The sequence below is a fragment of the Burkholderia sp. L-4 genome, from assembly GCF_056856535.1.
Window position 1 is genome coordinate 1,455,840 of the sequence record NZ_JBXEOX010000001.1, and the last position, 17,832, is coordinate 1,473,671.

The 17,832-nt window shown below is 67.9% G+C and carries 12 protein-coding genes; 6 read left to right on the forward strand and 6 right to left on the reverse strand.

The features are described from left to right. Window positions 1-3 precede the first annotated feature (3 nt). The 6 genes from AC1VVG_RS06855 to AC1VVG_RS06880 all read right to left on the reverse strand — a co-directional run bounded on the left by AC1VVG_RS06855 (window position 4) and on the right by AC1VVG_RS06880 (window position 8,022). Entirely contained in the window at window positions 4-1,092 is a 1,089-nt protein-coding gene (locus AC1VVG_RS06855; RefSeq protein ID WP_367189487.1) for a hypothetical protein, read from the reverse strand. A 92-nt stretch (window positions 1,093-1,184) separates the two neighbouring features. Continuing rightward, on the reverse strand, window positions 1,185-3,335 hold the full coding sequence (locus tag AC1VVG_RS06860) for a polysaccharide deacetylase family protein (RefSeq protein ID WP_124609344.1): 2,151 nt from the start codon (window positions 3,333-3,335) through the stop codon (window positions 1,185-1,187). A 334-nt stretch (window positions 3,336-3,669) separates the two neighbouring features. Further along, entirely contained in the window at window positions 3,670-4,440 is a 771-nt protein-coding gene (locus AC1VVG_RS06865) for a hypothetical protein (protein WP_482835406.1), read from the reverse strand. Between the two features lie 13 nt (window positions 4,441-4,453). After that, the gene (locus AC1VVG_RS06870) at window positions 4,454-5,467 is read right to left on the reverse strand and encodes a YaiO family outer membrane beta-barrel protein (RefSeq protein ID WP_034186689.1); all 1,014 of its coding nucleotides are present in this window, start codon (window positions 5,465-5,467) and stop codon (window positions 4,454-4,456) included. An 11-nt stretch (window positions 5,468-5,478) separates the two neighbouring features. Next, a complete protein-coding gene (locus AC1VVG_RS06875; protein ID WP_034186690.1) occupies window positions 5,479-6,474 on the reverse strand; it encodes a bactofilin family protein in 996 nt (331 codons plus the stop codon). Window positions 6,475-6,477: 3 nt separating this feature from the next. After that, window positions 6,478-8,022 (reverse strand): glycosyltransferase family 2 protein, encoded by a 1,545-nt coding sequence (locus tag AC1VVG_RS06880; protein ID WP_034186766.1) that lies wholly within the window; start codon window positions 8,020-8,022, stop codon window positions 6,478-6,480. Window positions 8,023-9,215: 1,193 nt separating this feature from the next. On the opposite strand from AC1VVG_RS06880, the gene wecB reads away from it, so the two are divergent. The 6 genes from wecB to AC1VVG_RS06910 all read left to right on the forward strand — a co-directional run bounded on the left by wecB (window position 9,216) and on the right by AC1VVG_RS06910 (window position 17,824). Continuing rightward, complete coding sequence (gene wecB / locus AC1VVG_RS06885; protein WP_034186691.1) at window positions 9,216-10,433, forward strand: non-hydrolyzing UDP-N-acetylglucosamine 2-epimerase; 1,218 nt, start codon at window positions 9,216-9,218, stop codon at window positions 10,431-10,433. 701 nt (window positions 10,434-11,134) lie between these two features. Further along, on the forward strand, window positions 11,135-11,596 hold the full coding sequence (locus tag AC1VVG_RS06890; RefSeq protein WP_482835407.1) for a (2Fe-2S)-binding protein: 462 nt from the start codon (window positions 11,135-11,137) through the stop codon (window positions 11,594-11,596). Then, complete coding sequence (locus AC1VVG_RS06895) at window positions 11,593-13,917, forward strand: xanthine dehydrogenase family protein molybdopterin-binding subunit (RefSeq protein WP_482835408.1); 2,325 nt, start codon at window positions 11,593-11,595, stop codon at window positions 13,915-13,917. The genes AC1VVG_RS06890 and AC1VVG_RS06895 overlap by 4 nt, the downstream gene beginning before the upstream one ends. A 72-nt stretch (window positions 13,918-13,989) precedes the next feature. Beyond that, window positions 13,990-14,757, forward strand: coding sequence for a class II aldolase/adducin family protein (locus AC1VVG_RS06900; protein WP_049029982.1), 768 nt, complete (start codon window positions 13,990-13,992; stop codon window positions 14,755-14,757). A gap of 108 nt (window positions 14,758-14,865) precedes the next feature. Then, the gene (locus AC1VVG_RS06905) at window positions 14,866-16,695 is read left to right on the forward strand and encodes an acyl-CoA dehydrogenase (protein ID WP_482835409.1); all 1,830 of its coding nucleotides are present in this window, start codon (window positions 14,866-14,868) and stop codon (window positions 16,693-16,695) included. Between the two features lie 148 nt (window positions 16,696-16,843). Next, a complete protein-coding gene (locus AC1VVG_RS06910) occupies window positions 16,844-17,824 on the forward strand; it encodes an NADPH:quinone oxidoreductase family protein (protein WP_482835410.1) in 981 nt (326 codons plus the stop codon). Window positions 17,825-17,832 lie beyond the last annotated feature (8 nt).

Genomic DNA, 17,832 nt, shown 5'->3' on the forward strand with positions numbered 1-17,832 from the left:
GTGTCAGCGCGACGCGGTCGCCGTTGCCTCTGCCGTCGTGAAGCCGCACTGAGCGGGCGCGACGGGGTCGGCCATCCTGCTTTCGAATGCGAGATAAAGGGATTCCTCCAGTACGTTCCAGTGCGCGCCGTGCCGGTACGGGCCCGATCGCGCATGCCAGCAGGCGACCGTGCTCCAGTCGTTCATCTTGAATGCGACCAGCGCGATCAAGCCCCACGGATAATCGCTGCCGGCCAGCTGCAGCCAGGTCTTGCCGTATTTCTGCATCCATTGCGCGTAGATCGTCTCGTTCGATTGGGCGGGAACTTGAATCCCCGACAGGAGCGGGAAGATCTGCGCGACTTTCGCCGGATAGAAAGTCGTGTCGCTGATGCGCTGCGTGCTCGCCCGAAAGCCGGACTGCGTGCCGCGCCAGAACACCTTCAGGATCGCCGACGAGAGCCGGTCGGCGCGCTGGCTCCACGGGCCCGCATGCGCGTAGTCGGCATGCCGCATGTAGTACGCGGCGAGTGCCTGGAACGCGCTGTGTACCTCGACGTTGTCCATCAGCAGCGCGACGTGCAGCGTCGACGAGATCTGATAGACGCCGGCGGGCTTGCTGAGCAGCGTGTCCAGATGCGCGCCCGCGCGGTTCAGGCTGAGTTCCCAGGCGGCGGGCATGCCGTCGGGCGGCGCGAAGCGGGAGAGCAATTCGATCCACGTCGCCATCATCGAGTCGTCGGCGTCGGCTTCCGCGCATGGACTGTACTGGCCGCTCTTCATGCAGTAACGATCGAAGCCGCCGTCCGGACGCTGGCGCGGCAACAGCCACGCGATCCACGCGAGTGCGGCCTGATGGGCATCGAGCCCGGCGTCGGCGGCGCCGAGCAGCGCCTTCGCCGCGAAGTAAGGATCGATGCCGGCGCCGTTCAGGCGCACGGTGATCGCGCCGTCGGGGCGCTGGTACAGTCCGTTGAGCTGGAGTTCGGCGGCACTCGCGTGCGGCGCGAAGCCGAATGCCGAGAGGCAACTGACAACGCACCACAGGCGGCATAGCCGGGCGACGGCCGCCACGCGTGCGCGTGCGGCCGGGAACAGCGCGGGCCGGTTCATGATCGGGGGCTCCTGCGCGGTGGTCCTGCGCAAATCCCGCCGGGCGCGGCGTTGGCCGCGTCGCGCGCCGGCGGGTAGGTCGATGTTGCGGCTCAGTGCACCTTGGCGCTGGTGAACTTGAGGCTGGTGCCGCTGATCGCGGTCACGAGCCAGTACGTCGAGTCGGTAATGACGACGCTGCCGAGGCCTTGCGTGATGACCGGCAGTGCGAAGCCCTTCTTGGGCAGCAGCCAGGTCATGTTCGAGAGGCTGGTCGGGTGGCTGGCGGCGAACGCCCAGCCGCTGCCCGTGTCGGTGGCCGACCACGTGACGTTCAGGCGTGCGCGATCGAAGATCGTGATGTCGCTCATCGTGTACCACTTGAACTGACCCGCCAGTTTCAGCGTATTGGCTTGCGAGAAGATCGCGGACAGCGTCGACGTGTAGGACGACGCGCCGAGCGGGTGCGCGTAGATCAGCCGGCTCGTACGGTTCGCGACGACGAAGTTCATCAGGGCTGCGTACCAGTTGTTCACGTCGCTCGTGGGCACCGCATACTGCTGGAATTCCTCGAACGTCGCGTACTTGCCGAACGGCATCACGGGGTACGCCCACAGGCCCGGGTTCAGCAGCGCGCCGTTGCGGTATGCGCGGGTCGGCGCCGAGCCGGTGTGGCCGGTGAAGTAGTACCCGTTGAAGCCGTTGCTCTCGAGCCAGTTGACCGACCAGGTCGGCGTGTTGCCTTCCGGCGCCGCATATTCGACATCCGGCTGGCCCGACGCGGCCTGGACGGCCTGATGGTTCATCACGAGGTACTGGGTGAACGTGCTCGCGTTCGTTTCGCTGGCGTTCGCCCCCCAGTAGTCATGGATCCAGCCGCCGTGGCTGCCGACGCGATGGCCCTTGCTCACGAAATACCTCACGAGACTCTGCGCGGTCGGGTTGTTGGCGAGGTTGATGCCGTCGCCGTCGCCGAAGGCCGCTTCGTCGGGGCCGGCCGTGATCACGAGCGAGAACGGGCCGTTGTTCCACACGCCGAGGTTCTTCAACTGGAGTGCGGGTTGGATCTGGTCGCCGGCGCAGAAGTGCCAGTTGAACACTAGCCCGGCCATCGCCTTCGGCAGCGGCGACAGCGACGGCAGGTTCAGCATCTGCGTGCCGAAATAGTGCAGGTACCCGTGGATCAGCATGCCGTCGGTCTGGCCGTCGAGGTAGGCGAGCGGCAGGTTAACGAATAGCACGCCGCCGTTTCCGTACGTGTTGTAGCCGGATACCAGCCCGAACGTCGGCGAGGTCAGGATCGTCGTGCCGGTGTACGTGCCCTGCGTGACGAAGCTCGGATAGGTGAGGAAGCCGTACACGTAGCCGGAGATGCCTTCGAGCGTGTCGGTGGTCGTCGCCGCGGTCGACGCGAGCGCGGTGGTCGCCGTGCCGGCCGTCGTGCTGACGAGCGAGTTGGCGCTATAGGTGCCGGACTTCACGAGCTTGCCGTTCGCAACGCCGGTCAGCTTCGGGGCCGTCTGGTTCAGTACGCCGCTGCCTGCGGACGGCGTGTCGTACTGGAACCACGCACCGTGGTTGTAGTTGGCGAGGCCGCCCGGGTTCGACGGGCTGGCGGACAGATAGAGCGCGCTGCCGGACGTCTGCTTCGACGAATTGTTCGTCTTCGTGTTGTTCGTGCTCGCCGCGGCCATGACGCTGGCGGTCGTCGTGGTCGACGCGGTCGTGGTCCACGTCATCGACTTGCCGGGAGGCACCTGGAGCGTGCGAAGCCAGCTGCTCATGCCGGTTACGTTGCCGAGACCGATCATGTTGCCGCCCAATTGGTCATACAGTACGTAGTCCACACCGACCATGTTGCTGAAACGGGATTTGGGGCTCACGTAGAAGCCGGCCGAATTCAGCACGCCGAAATCGTAGACGAGCATCACCTTGCCGCCGTTCAGCGCATAGTTCTGGATCGCCGTGACGAGCGTGTCGTCGGCCGTCGTATGCACCTGATCGGGCAGGATCAGGCCGGGATACTGCGACAGCGACGCGCCGGCCGCCATGAACTGGCTGTCGGTCATCACCGTGATCTGCAGCCCTTCCTCTTGCGCGGTGTCCAGCCATGCGGACACGCGCGGATCGGGCAATGTCAGCGTATTCGGCACCAGCAGGATGAGCTGGTTGGTGGCCGCCTGAACCCCGCCCGGACTGAATGCGAACGCGAGCGCGAACAACGCGAACAGGATCCGCAAGAACTTGCCTGACTTTGCCAACATGGTGTACTCCTCGCTCAAGGAATGGGGGCGCGCGGCCGCCGTGATGCGCGTGCCGCCAGGTCGACCAATCCTGCCCCGTAGGTGTGTGCGGCTGTCCGGTGCGTCGGATATCGAGCGGCACCTGTCGACGGCAGCCGGACCGACGAGATACGTCGGTATGCCGCGCTGTCGTCGTCGACGAGAGGACTCGATGCGACGTATCGAACGAAGCGAACAACGTGCCATTCGCCCCGGAGGCCCGGTCCTGCTGGCTTCATGTGACATGGACCGTGCGGCACGGGAGCAAACGCAATGGATTCGTTTCATCGCTGATACGGCGCATTAGCGGGCGAAATCAGCAGACGGAATCGGATCCGTTCGTCAGCGCGCCGGGCCAGCTTGCGCAGTAGGTGTAGAGCGTGACCAGCAGGCCGATCAGCAGCGGTCCGCCAAGCAGGAAATAGCAGAACGGCAGGAACAGCAGCGAGCCGTGATGAATGATCGTCGCGTGCAGCAGCATCACGAACGGCAGCGCGACGATGAAGTAGCCGAGCACCAGCATCGACGCGACGGCCTTCTGTGGCAGCGAGAAATCGAGCGGGTAGTACAGCGCCGCCATCACCAGCGGGATCATCGCGATCGCCGCGCCGTGCAGCACGAACATGTCGCGCAGATGCAGCAACGGGCCATACGGAAACGTGCCGGGCGCGAGCCAGAAGTACACGCAAATCAGCAACTGGGTGAAGCTCGCGATACGTAACAGATATGCAACAGGCAGCCAGTTCCTGTGCCGTATGAAGGATGCGGCGAAGCCGATCGCGCAGAGCGCCGCGGTGGCGGCCAGCAGCACGCCGCCCGGCATGCGCGCGGCGACGTCGATCGACAGCAGCGGTACGCGCGGCGCATCGGGCGGATAGCCGAGCACGATCACGGGGAGCGCCGGATCGATCTGGTGCGCACCCCACACCATCACCGCGCGCCAGTAGCGCCAGGCGAGCGGCAAGCCGACCCACAGCAACGCATACAGCGAGGGCGTCAGCAGGGCGATCGACAGCAGCCAGCGCTGCGGATGGGCGTGAATCCGCAGCGAACGGTCAGCGGGAGGGCGGACGGGATGCGTCTGCATGGCGCCCGCCCGGCTACCAGCGATAAAACACGCTGAGCTCGCCGCCGATCCGCGAGTAGTAAGGGTTGTGGTAGTAATTGAATTCGAGCTGCGTGCCCCACTTGCGCGTGAACCAGTAACGCCATTTCGCGTCGATCTCGTGGCTGCGGAAATCGGCGATCTGCGAGCCGGAGCCCGTGACCTGGTAGGCCTCGCGCCCGAACCCGCCGCGCAGCACGATCACGCTCTTGCCGACTTCGCCGTAGGTGACGGCGCCGTAATAGGCCGGCGCCTTTACCGATCCGGGCGAATCGACGGTGTAGTTCGTGCCTGCCTCGAAGATCCACTTCGGCAGGGCGTACCAGATCACGCCGGCGTGATAGAGCTGGTCGCGATGGCCGCTGCGGTTCCATGCGTAGCCGGCGCCCAGCGACACGACCAGCGAACGATCCGACAATAGCTTGCGATTGATCGACAGGTCGACGCGTGCGCTCGGCAGGATCGTCCCCGACGTGGTGCCGGCGAAGCCGATGCCGCCGAACCAGTCGGGGCCGAGATCCTGCACGTAGGTCAGGGCGCCGAGCTGCGTGTTCTCGCCGAAGCGGTGCAGTTGCGCGAGTTCGCCGAGCACGGTGCGCCCGCCATCCTGATAGACGCCACGCAGATGCACGCCGTACCAGTCGCCGTAGCCGTGCGTCAGGTGTGCGCTCGAATAGCCGAGCGACAGTTCGGTGTGCGATTCTTGCGGCGCCTGGACATGTGTGACGATTGCGTCGGGCAGGGCCGGCCGGTTCGTATCGTCAGGCGTGAACTCGGCGAGCGGCACGCCGTCCGGCAGGCCGTCGGCGCTGACGCGGACGAACGTGGATTCGTCGCGCGGCCGCGGCGTGATGACGGTCGGGACGTCGGGCGACGGCGCGGGCGGCGCGGCGGCCGCATCGTCCGGCAGTGCCGCGAGCGCCGGTGGCGTACCGAAGGCGACGCCGCACAGCACCGCGAGGGTGGCAACCGGCACGCGCGGACCGCGATGGCAAGGGCGATCGGACATGAAGGCGCTCCTTAACGGGATGCATGGAACCAGCCGCTGCGCCACGCGACGAGGTCGCCATGCACGCAGGCATGACCGACGACCGAGACATCGCGCGCACATGCGCTGACAGGATGGCCGGCGACACCGATGCGTGCACCGGTCAGCCGCAGCAGGCCGCCGGCCGACACGATCCCGTCGATGCAGCTCGCATTCGCGAGCAGCACGTCGTCGCGCGCGAACACGGCGCCGTGCAGCAACGCATGACGCTCGAGTTCGACGCGATGCGCCTTGACGCTGCCGCGCAGCACGCAGCCTTCGCCGAGCACGAGCGTGCCGTCGACGATGAGGTTGCCTTGCACGACCGTGTGCGCGGGCAGGCGAACGTCGCAATGCACCAGGTAGCGGCCGTGCAGGAAGCGATGCGGGAGCGATGCGAAGTGGCGGGCGAGCGAGATCGCGCGGCGCGGCGCGGCTGGCGTGCCGACCGGTCGCGCGCTCGGTGCCGCGCCGAAGACGATCGGCTCGCCGTACAGGCACGCGAAGCCACCGGCGCCGCGCAGGTGTACCGTGCCGCCGACCACGACGCCACGCAGCACCGCGCCGTCGACGTCGATCCGCGGCGCGTGCGCAAGCGCGCCGATGGTCGCGCCGGCGCGAATATCGATGCGTTCGCCGGCGAACGCGTACGCCGCGCGGGCGCCGCCGTCGAGCGTGATCGCATGATCGGCATGGAGCACGTCGTCGCGATGCTCGTCGTGCGCGACGTGGATCGTGCCGGCGTGCTGCACGGCCAGTCCGAGCGCTTGCCAGGGCGGTGCGGCGGACGGATCGGCCGCCGGTTCACCGGCCGCGTGCGCGCGCAGCGCGTCGTGCCATTGCGTGGCGAGCAACGCCTGATCGACGAACGGACCGTCGCCGATCGGCAGCGCCGCGACGTCGCTGCGCCGGATCAGCTCATGCAGCATCGGCAGGAACGGCAGGCTGAGCACGCCGGCCACCGGCACCAACACATTGAAGGTCGTCATCGATCATCGCTCCGGTTTCAGTTGCCGGCGAAAGCGCTCGGTCTTGTCCCACTTCAGTTCGCGACGGAATGCGGCGTCGAGCGTGAGTCCCCACAACGCGGAGACGACGGCCGCGATCGTCACGCAGAAGCCGACGACGTTGACCGGTACGAGCCGCAGCCGCGTCGCGCGGCCGTCGAGCCGGGCGGCGACGACGATCTCGAAGAACACGCCGAAGTTGCCGAAGGTGCTGAACGAGAACAGCGCGAACAGCGACACGATCAGGCCGAGCGCCGTCGAGTTGACCCCGTTGAACAGGTAGAGCGTGAGCGCGGCGATCCATGCGACCGCGAGCAGCGCGGGCATCACGAACACGCCGAGCAGCAACGCGCCGTCCAGACGGCAGCGCCGCGAGATCAGCGGGTTGCGCAGTACCGGAACCAGATAGCGCAGCAGCGTCTGGTTGTGGCCTTTCGCCCAGCGCGTCAACTGCCGGGCACGCACGGCCCAGCGCTCCGGCACTTCCTCATAGCATTCGGCGTGATTCAGGTAGACCGTGCGCCAGTCGCTCAGCAGCAGGCGATAGGTCATGTCGGTGTCCTCGGCCAGCGTGTCGTCGCGCCAGCCTCCCACCGCGTCGAGCGCGCCCTTGCGGATGCCGCCGACCGTGCCGCCGTACTGCGGCACCAGGTTGAGGTTGTTGCGGGCTTGCTGGTTGACTTGGTAGCCGCCCGCGCGCTCGAGGTCGAGCAGCCGCGCGAGCAGGTTGCTGTCGGCGTTCTGCGGCACGACGCGGCCCATCACCGCGCCGACTTCCGGATCGAAGAACGGCGCGACGAGTTCCTTCAGCAGCCCCGGGCGCGGCAGGTAGTCGGCGTCGAACACCACCATGATGTCGCCGCGAATGTAGCGCAGCGCATCCTTCAGCGCAGCCGCCTTGCCCGGTTTGCCGGTCTCGCGGTGAAACGGCTGGATGAGGTCGGGCGCGAGCGCCCGGACCTCGTCGATCAGCGCACGGGTGTTGTCGGTCGAGCGGTCGTTGACCGGAATGATCGTCAGCCTGTCGCGCGGGTAGGTCGTCGCCAGCAGTGCCATCAGGCAATCGACGACGACGGCTTCCTCGTTGTGGGCGGCGACGAACACCGTGAGCCTCGGCCAGTCGCCGTGGGTAATCGTCCGGTAGGGCGCGCATTGCGGCTTGAACAGGCGGTCGAGGCTGAACACGTAATGCCGTCCGGCGTAGATGCACGTCAACACCGTGAACAGCCACAGGTACGCGACGCAGGGCATCAGCAGCAGGTCGGGGTCGAGCGTGATACCCGGCGCGCCGGCCGGCGGCGGCTCGAGCGACGCGTTCGCATCGGGCGAAGCCTGCGCGGCGATCGCGAACCGCGCGCCGTCGAGGGCCGCGCGTTCAACCGCGACCGCGGCGTTTGCGGCAGGCAGGATGATCCGCGCCGGCTCGGCGATCGCCTGCGATGCGGTGTCGCGCACGCTCAGCGAAAAGGCAAGCACGATCAGCAGCAGAACGCCTTGCTCGCAGAGTGACGCCATCCGCGGATTCTTCATGTCCTGGTCCCCGGTGTCCGCGACGACGACCGATGAGAGCGGAAGGCGCCCGTGGATCGCGCGGATGTCAATGGGACGCGGCCGCACGTTCGTCGCGCGGGGCGGATGTCGTTCGCCCCCGCGCACGCGTCGCGTCGCTTCCCGGCTTCGTTGCTTTGGCGTCCCCGTCCGTCTGCTGCTGCCGTGCGAGTGCTTCGGGACGCACCTGTCTGACATTAAGCAAGGCGTGAGCCATGGGCCGCGATGCCCCGTGCAGCAAGGAGGCGGGCGCGAGGCGCGCGTAGGGTCGGGCGCGTGGCGACGTGTTTTGATTCACTGACGAATCAGCGCCGTCGCGCGACATGCGACGCCACGCAGCCTGCGACACATCTCGCCGACCTCGCACGGCGGGCGGTTTGTCTAACGAGTCGTCGCCGCCTTGTTCGATGTGGCCTTGCGAGACGTGCAGCGGCGTGTCGCTCGCCGCGCGCACGTTGCCCCGATGGACGAAACGGTTGCCGCCGTCGTGCGCGCGGAATAGACCGGACTCCGATGTATCTTCCCGCTCGGCTCTGCGTTACACATTCGCAACATTTCCCGCGCATGCATTCGTGCGACGCAAGCCGCGCCGCGTGTCGGGGAATTCGCGCGCACATGGTCGTGGCCGGAGGTCGCGTGCGCGCCGCGCGCTGCACAGACAAAAGTGCCGAATCGAGACGACGCAACGCGCTTCGAAAGATGCACGCGGTTCGATGCGTGACGGGCGTCCGATCTGCGTTCTCGATTCATCGGACGACGTCGTCAGACGGATCGCGCGATCGGCCGGCTGTTTATCGTTGTCGTGCCGGCTCGTCGATGAGACGCCCGTAGCAGTTGTGAAACATTCCGTAACGCACCGCGCATGTGCGGTGTGCGTCGCGCGAGCCGGCTGCGGCTGCGGGGGCGGCTGGTTTGAATATTGCTGGTGTGGAAGCGACGTGACGGACCGACGTGACGCTCGACACAGCGAGGAACGACTCATGACGTGACTGATCAGTGCAACGGGACGCCGGTAGTACGACGATTCGCGTGGCCGGGACCGCGCGGACAGGACGGTGCGCTTGCCTCGCAGCACGGTTACGTGCCGACCGCGCGAGTATGGGCAGTGCCGCCTGAATACATGCTTCGCGCCACGTGCAGGATCATCCGCGCGAAGTGGCTAAACGAGGATAACGATGAAGAAGATCTTGCTTGTGTTCGGGACTCGGCCGGAGGCCATCAAGATGGCGCCGCTGGTGCGTGCGCTGAAGGCGCAAGCGGAGGTCGACGCCCGGGTATGCGTGACCGCGCAGCATCGGGAAATGCTCGACCAGGTGCTGACGCTGTTCGACATCAAGCCCGACTACGATCTCAACCTGATGCGGCAAAGCCAGACGCTGACCGACGTGACGACCGGCATTCTTCAGGCGATCGGCATGGTCTTCGACGACCTGCGTCCGGACGTCGTGCTGGTGCACGGCGATACGACGACCACGCTGGCGGTCAGCCTGGCGGCGTTCTACCGCTATCTGCCGGTCGGGCACGTGGAGGCCGGGCTGCGCAGCGGCGACATCTGGTCGCCGTGGCCGGAGGAGCTGAATCGCCGCGTGACCGATGCGGTGTCGTCGTGGCATTTCGCGCCGACCGGGCAGGCGCGCGACAACCTGCTCAGCGAGGGCGTGCCGGGCAGCGGCGTCTCGCTGACCGGCAATACCGTGATCGATGCGTTGCACGAGGTCAAACGCATGCTGGACCGCACCTCTGCGTTGTCTGACAAGGTCGCCGCGTATTTTCCGTTTCTCGAACCGTCGCGGCGCGTCGTGCTGATCACGGGGCATCGCCGCGAGAGTTTCGGCGAACCGTTCCAGCATTTTTGCGAGGCGCTCTGTACGCTCGCGGGCCGCTATCGCGACGCGCAGTTCGTCTATCCGCTGCACATGAATCCGAACGTGCGGGAGCCGGCGCGAGCGCGGCTCGGCGGCGTGCCGAACATCTACCTGATCGAACCGCAGGAATACCTGTCGTTCGTATTCCTGATGTCCCGCGCGCATTTCATCATTACCGATTCGGGCGGCATTCAGGAAGAAGGGCCGGCGCTCGGCAAGCCGGTGCTCGTCACGCGCGAGACGACCGAGCGGCCCGAGGCGATCCAGGCCGGCACCGCACGGCTCGTCGGTACGGACCAGGAGCGGATCGTGTGGGAGGCGTCGCGCCTGTTCGACAGCGAAAGCGCCTACGAGGAAATGTCGCGCGCGAGCAATCCGTATGGCGACGGCCATGCGAGCGAGCGGATCGTTCACGCGCTGATGCGCACGCCTGGCGTGACCACGAAAACGACGAGTTTTTCGATGGGGGCAACGGAGATGCCGTTCAACGCGCTCACGCTGGGCTTGCAGGCGTTGCGCTCGCCGTGAGCCGGATCGCGCGATAGCGTACTTCCGTACCGTTCGTTGCCGTCGCGCGAGAATCCGGTTCGGCCGCCAGGCCGGCCGGATCCTCGCATTTGCGCGACCCCGAACGAATTTTCCCGCCGCGTTCTTCAAGACTGTCTTAGCGGACTGCTCCGTTCTCGGTGCGGCGCCGCGCATGGATACTTCCGCGGATACCCGCCCCGCATCGGCCGGAATGCACGGCAAACTCCCGGTTTCAGATGCGGGGATCCGATGCATCCGATCCCCGGTCATCCGTCGCAACCCATGCGGCACGAGTTCGGTCTCGACCCGGTCGGCTGGAAAGCGCCCGGCGGCGCGAAGCTGCCGCACATCGGTTAAAGTTGGAGCGCGGCTCAATCCCCATACGAATCCGCCTGGCCGGGCATGTCGAAGCCCTCCGGGCCGGACGTCGCGCGCGGGGGCAGCGGCGATCCCGGGCACCGTTTCTGGCAGCCCCGACAGGGTCGCGTCGCCTGAGTGACGGTTTGCATGGGGCAGAATCGGGACCCGCGGGCGCCCGCTTTCGCTCGGAGTCGAACACCCGGTCGTCATCGGCACCGATAGCCCGTCGGCCGCTGGTGCTTCCGGCGAAGCAGTCCGCCAGGCGGTGCCGGGCCGGCACCGTTCGAATCCCCACACGGCACCCGTGGTGCGACGCGGGCGCCTCGACCAGGAGGTGAACGATGATCACGCTGACCGTCAACGGTAGCGAGCAACACTTCGACGGCAATCCCGAGATGCCGTTGCTCTGGTATCTGCGCGACGTGCTCGGCCACACCGGCACCAAGTTCGGCTGCGGGATGGCGCTGTGCGGCGCGTGTACCGTTCATCTCGACGGCGTCGCGATCCGGTCGTGCATCACGCCCGTTGCGGCGGCTTCCGGCAAGCGCGTGACGACGATCGAGGGACTGTCGACCGACCTGACCCACCCGCTGCAGCAGGCATGGCAGGAACTGAACGTCGCGCAATGCGGCTACTGCCAGTCCGGGCAGATCATGCAGGCCGCATCGCTGCTGAAGACGAATCCCCATCCGACCGATGCCGACATCGACGATGCGATGTCCGGCAACATCTGCCGCTGCGGCACCTACACGCGCATTCGTGCGGCGATCCGCCTGGCCGTGCGCCGCGGAGGTGCCGCATGAGCGCGCCCGAACTCTCCGTCCACAACGAAAGCCGCCGCGCGCTGCTGCTGGGCTTCGCGTCCGGCGGGCTGCTGCTCGCGTTCGGCGTGCCGTCGCTCGCGCAGGCCGCGGCACCGGTGCAGCCGCCCGTCAGCACGAACCCGCAATACGGCGGCGCCGGGATGCCGCACGGGCTGCGCGACGATCCGCACCTGTTCGTCGCGATCGCCCCGGACGGCACTGTGACCGTCACCTGCATCCGCTCCGAGATGGGACAGGGCGTGCGCACGAGCGTCGCGCTCGTGGTCGCCGACGAGCTGGGTGCCGACTGGGCGCGCGTGAAGGTCGCGCAGGCCGTCGGCGACGAGCCGCGCTACGGCAACCAGAACACCGACGGCTCGCGCAGCCTGCGCCAGAGTTTCGCCGCGCTGCGTCGGGCAGGGGCCGCCGCGCGCACGATGCTCGAGCAGGCGGCCGCGACCGAGTGGGGCGTTGATGTGGGCCAGGTCAAGGCATCGGTGCACGAGGTCGTCGACACGAAGGGCGGGCGCAAGCTCGGTTTCGGCGAACTCGCCGCGAAAGCGGCCGCGTTGCCGGTGCCCGACACGAAGACGCTCGCGTTGAAGGCACCGGCCGAATTCCGCTATATCGGCAAGGGCAAGACCGCGCTGATCGACGGGCGCGACATCGTCGGCGGCCGTGCGCACTACGGGATCGACACGCGGCTCGACGGCATGCTGTATGCGGTCGTTGCGCGGCCGCCGGCCTACGGCGACACGGTCGCGTCATTCGATGCGTCGGCGGCCGAGAAACTGCCGGGCGTCGTCAAGGTCGTGCAGCTTGCGTCGGCGCCGCTGCCGTCCGGCTTCCAGCCGCTCGGCGGCGTGGCCGTCGTCGCACGCGACACGTGGACGGCCATCCAGGCGCGCGCGCAACTGAAGATCGACTGGAAGCGCGGGCCCCACGCGGGCTACGACTCGGCCGACTATCGCAAGGCGCTCGAGGCGGCCGCCGCGCAGCCGGGCGACGTGATCCGCAACGACGGCGATGCGGCCGCGGCGCTCGCCGGCGCCGCGAAACGCGTCCGTGCGACGTACTACATCCCGCATCTCGCCCACGCGACGATGGAGCCGCCCGCGGCCGTCGCGCGCGTGGCCGACGGCCGCTGCGAGGTGTGGACCTGCACGCAGGCGCCGCAGACCACCCGCGACGAGGTCGCGAAGGCGCTCGCGCTGCCGACCGAGCGCGTGACGGTCAACGTGACGCTGCTCGGCGGCGGATTCGGCCGCAAGTCGAAACCCGATTACGTGGTGGAAGCCGCGCTGCTGTCGAAGGCGGTCGGCGCGCCCGTGAAGCTGACGTTCACGCGCGAGGACGACATCGCGCACGACTATTTCCACGCGGTGTCGCTCGAGGCGTTCGACGGCGGGATCGACGCGTCGGGGAAGGTGGTCGCGTGGCAGCATCGCACGGTCGCGCCGTCGATCCAGTCGACCTTCAAGCCGGACATCGTGCACGAGCAGCCGGGCGAACTGGCTCAGGGGATCGCGGACCTGCCGTTCGCGATCCCGAACGTGCGGATCGAGAATCCGGTTGCCGAAGGGCACACGCGGATCGGTTGGTTTCGCTCGGTCTACAACATCCCGCATGCGTTCGGCATCCAGAGCTTCGTGTCGGAGCTCGCGCACGCGGCCGGCCGCGACCCGAAGGATTTCCTGCTCGCGCTGATCGGGCCCGCGCGGCGCTTCGAGCCGCACATCACGGTGAAGAACGTGAACTACGGCGAGGATCCCGCGCTGTACCCGGTCGATACGGGGCGGCTGCGGCGCGTGGTCGAGACGGTCGCGCGCGAAGCCGGCTGGGGGCGCAAGCTGCCGAAGGGGCACGGGCTCGGGATCGCCGCGCATCGCAGTTTCGTGTCGTACACGGCGGCGGTCTGCGAGGTGCAGGTCGGCGCGGACGGCAGGATCACGGTGCCGCGTGTCGACATCGCGATCGACTGCGGGCCTCAGGTCAATCCGGAGCGCGTGCGCTCGCAGCTCGAGGGAGCGGTGGTGATGGGGCTCGGCATCGCGCTGCATGGCGAGATCACGTTCAAGGACGGCCATCCGGAACAGAGCAACTTCAACGGCTTCCAGGTGCTGAGAATGAACGAGGCGCCGCGTGAGATCCGCGTGCATCTCGTCGCGCCGGACGACTTCACGGCACCGCTCGGCGGCGTCGGCGAGCCGGGCCTGCCGCCCGTCGCACCGGCGCTGACCAACGCGATCTTCGCGGCGACCGGCACGCGCATCCGCAGCCTGCCGATTGCCGATCAGCTCGCGAAGCCGCAGGCGGGTTGACGCACAATCCCTCCGACGCCGGGCCGCTTCGCGCGGCCCGGTTCGCATCGATCCCTGAACAAGGAGTGTGACGTGGCCTCATCCGATGTCAGTGTGCAGCAGGCGGTTTCTCCCGCCGAATGGGATGCGCGAGTCAACCTGGCGGCGGCCTATCGCCTGACCGCGCTGTTCGGCTGGGACGATCTCGTGTTCACCCATATCTCGGCGCGTGTGCCCGGCCCGGAACATCATGTCCTGATCAACCCGTACGGGATGATGTTCGACGAGATCACGGCGTCGTCGCTGGTCAAGATCGATCTCGACGGTCGCAAGGTGTCCGAATCGCCGTACGAGATCAACCCGGCCGGCTTCACGATTCACAGCGCGGTGCATGCGGCCCGTGACGACGCGCTGTGCGTGATGCACACGCACTCGATCAACGGCGTCGCCGTATCGGCGCAGGAAGCCGGCTTGCTGCCGCTGTCGCAGCAGTCGCTCGGCGTGCTGGCGTCGCTCGGGTATCACGATTACGAAGGCATTGCGCTCGACGAGGGCGAGAAGGCGCGCCTCGTGCGGGACCTCGGCGGCAACACGAACCTGATGCTGCGCAATCATGGGCTCTTGACGGTCGGCGCGACGCCGGCCGACGCGTTCGTCGCGATGTACTTCTTCGAGGCCGCGTGCATGATCCAGGTCCGCGCGCAGGCCGGCGGCGCGGCGCTGCGGCCGATCGCGCAACCGATTCTCGACGGTATCAGGCAGCAGATCGCCGCGGTCACGCGCGGGATGGGCGCCGGGGCGCTCGTCTGGCCGGGATTGCTGCGCCGGCTCGATCGACTTAATCCCGGGTACGCGGACTAGCTCGCCCGTCGTTGTCGTTTGCGAACGATCGTGCTAAATTCCTGCCAGCAACTTGCGGTCACGAACCCTTCATTCGGCTGACGAAGCCGGCGCCCGGGAGGCAGCACGATGAGCCTGTTGATGTCGCGACGCGATCTCGCGTTCTTGCTGTACGACTGGCTCGACGCCGAAGCGCTCGCCGCGCTGCCGCGCTTCGCGGAGCACAGTCGCGAGACCTTCGACGCGGTGCTCGACACCAGCGAGCGGATCGCCGAGAACCTGTTCGCACCGCATGCGGCGCGCGGCGATCGCGAGGAACCGCATTTCGACGGCGAGCGCGTGACGCTGATCCCCGAGGTCGAGCCGGCCGTGCGCGCGTTCGCGGACGCCGGGCTGATCGCCGCGGGCCATGACGACGCGCTCGGCGGCATGCGGTTGCCGAAGCTGGTCGAAGCCGCATCGTTCCTGTTCTTCCAGGCCGCGAACATCGCGACGGCCGCCTATCCGTTCCTGACCGTCGCCAACGCGAACCTGCTCGTCGCGCACGGCAGCCCCGCGCAGATCGACGCGTTCGCGCGCCCGGAACTGGAAGGGCGCTTCCTCGGCACGATGTGCCTGTCCGAACCGCAAGCCGGCTCGTCGTTGTCCGACATCGCGACGCGGGCGGATTTCGAGGGCGACTCGCCGCTCGGCCCGCGCTACCGGCTGACCGGCAACAAGATGTGGATCTCCGGCGGCGAACACGAGCTGGCGGAGAACATCGTGCACCTCGTGCTCGCGAAGATTCCCGACGAACACGGCCGGCTGCAGCCCGGCACGCGCGGCATCTCGCTGTTCATCGTGCCGAAGTACCTGCCGGGCGCCGACGGCCGTGCGCGGGGCGAGCACAACGACGTCGTGCTCGCCGGGCTGAACCACAAGATGGGCTATCGCGGCACGACCAACTGCCTGCTGAATTTCGGCGAAGGCACGCGCTATCGTCCGGAAGGGCGTGCGGGCGCGATCGGCTACCTGGTCGGCAAGCCGAACCATGGCCTCGCCTACATGTTCCACATGATGAACGAGGCGCGCATCGGCGTCGGCGCGGGTGCGGTGGCGCTCGGCTATACCGGTTATCTGCGCGCGCTCGACTATGCGCGCAACCGGCCGCAGGGGCGTCCGCTCGGGCCGGCCGGCAAGGACGCGGCCGCGCCGCAGGCGCCAATCGTCGAGCATCCGGACGTGCGGCGCATGCTGCTCGCGCAGAAGGCCTATGTCGAAGGCGGTCTCGCGCTGATCCTGTACTGCGCGAAGCTGGTCGATGAAGCACGCGCGCACGACGACGCGGACGCGCGCGCCCAGGCCGCGGGCCTGCTCGACATCCTCACGCCGATCGCGAAAAGCTGGCCGTCGCAGTGGTGTCTCGCCGCGAACGACCTCGCGATCCAGGTGCACGGCGGCTACGGCTACACGCGCGACTACGCGGTCGAGCGGCTCTACCGGGACAACCGGCTGAATCCGATTCACGAAGGCACGCACGGGATCCAGGCGCTCGACCTGCTGGGCCGCAAGGTCGCGCAGGACGACGGCGCGCTGCTGCATGCGCTCGATGCGCGGATCGGCGCGACGGTCGAGCGCGCGCGAGCGCTGGATGCCGGCACGCGCGAGCAGGCCGATGCGCTGGCGCGGCGCTGGGCGCGACTGTGCGACGTCACGCGGCAGCTCGGCGCGATCGGCGATCCGCGGACACGGCTGGCGAACGCGAGCGTCTATCTCGAAGCGTTCGGCCACCTCGTCGTCGCATGGCTGTGGCTCGACGTGACGCTTGCCGCGCACGGGCACGACGGCGATTTCCACGACGGCAAGCGTGCGGCGGCCCGATACTTTTTCCGCTGGGAGTTGCCGAAGGTGGATGCGCAGCTCGATCTGCTGTCGAGCGTCGACACGACGACGCTCGACATGCGGGACACGTGGTTCTGAACGTTGCGTCACCGACATTCCGGCATGCGGACGATATCGCGGGGGCGGGTGCTGCCGGCCGTCGCCGGTTCGTCGCAAGCCGGCCGGGCGGGAGCATTCCGCCGACCGTACCGATGCGCGGCCGCGCCGCGCAAGGAGTGAGAAGCGCATGAAAGCCCTGTTGTGTACCGCATTCGGCCCGATCGACAGTTTGCGTATCGAGGACGTCGCGATTCCCGAACCGGCCGCCGGCCAGGTGCGGATCCAGGTGAAGGCGGCGTCGCTCAATTTTCCCGACGCGTTGATCGTCCAGGGCTTGTATCAGGTGAAGCCGGCGCTGCCGTTCTCGCCGGGCGCCGAGTTTGCCGGCGTGATCGACGCGGTCGGCGACGGCGTGAGCGCGTATCGGCCGGGCGATTCGGTGGTGGCGTTCACCGGGCATGGCGGGTTCGCGGAGCAGTGCGTGGCCGACGTGCACCAGATCGCCGCGCTGCCGCCGGGCATGGCGTTCGAGCAGGGGGCGGCGCTCGTGCTCGCCTACGGCACGTCGCTGCACGCGTTGCAGCAGCGCGCGCGGCTCCAGGCGGGCGAGACGCTGCTCGTGCTGGGCGCGGCGGGCGGGGTCGGGCTCGCGGCGATCGAGATCGCGAAGGCGCTCGGCGCGCGCGTGATCGCGGCGGCGTCGAGCGCGGACAAGCTCGCGTTGTGCCGTGAAGCGGGGGCCGACGAGACGATCGACTATGCGATCGAAGACCTGCGTCGGCGCGTCGACGCATTGACCGGCGGGCGCGGTGCCGACGTCGTCTACGATCCGGTGGGCGGCGCGTACAGCGAAGCGGCGCTGCGCGCGACCGCCTGGCGCGGCCGGTTCCTCGTGGTCGGCTTCGCGGCCGGCGAGATTCCGACGATCGCGCTGAACCTCGCGCTGCTCAAGGAGCGTGACATTCTCGGCGTGTTCTGGGGCGATGCGGTGCGCCGCGACCCGGCGCAGCATGTCGCGAACATGCGGCTGCTGGCCGAATGGTTCGCGGCCGGCAAGGTGCGGCCGGCGATCACCGAGCGCGTGTCGCTGGCCGGCGCGGCCGACGCGATCGCACGGATGGCGAACCGGCAGGTGAAGGGCAAGGTGGTGATCCTGCCCGGCGCGTGATCCTGATT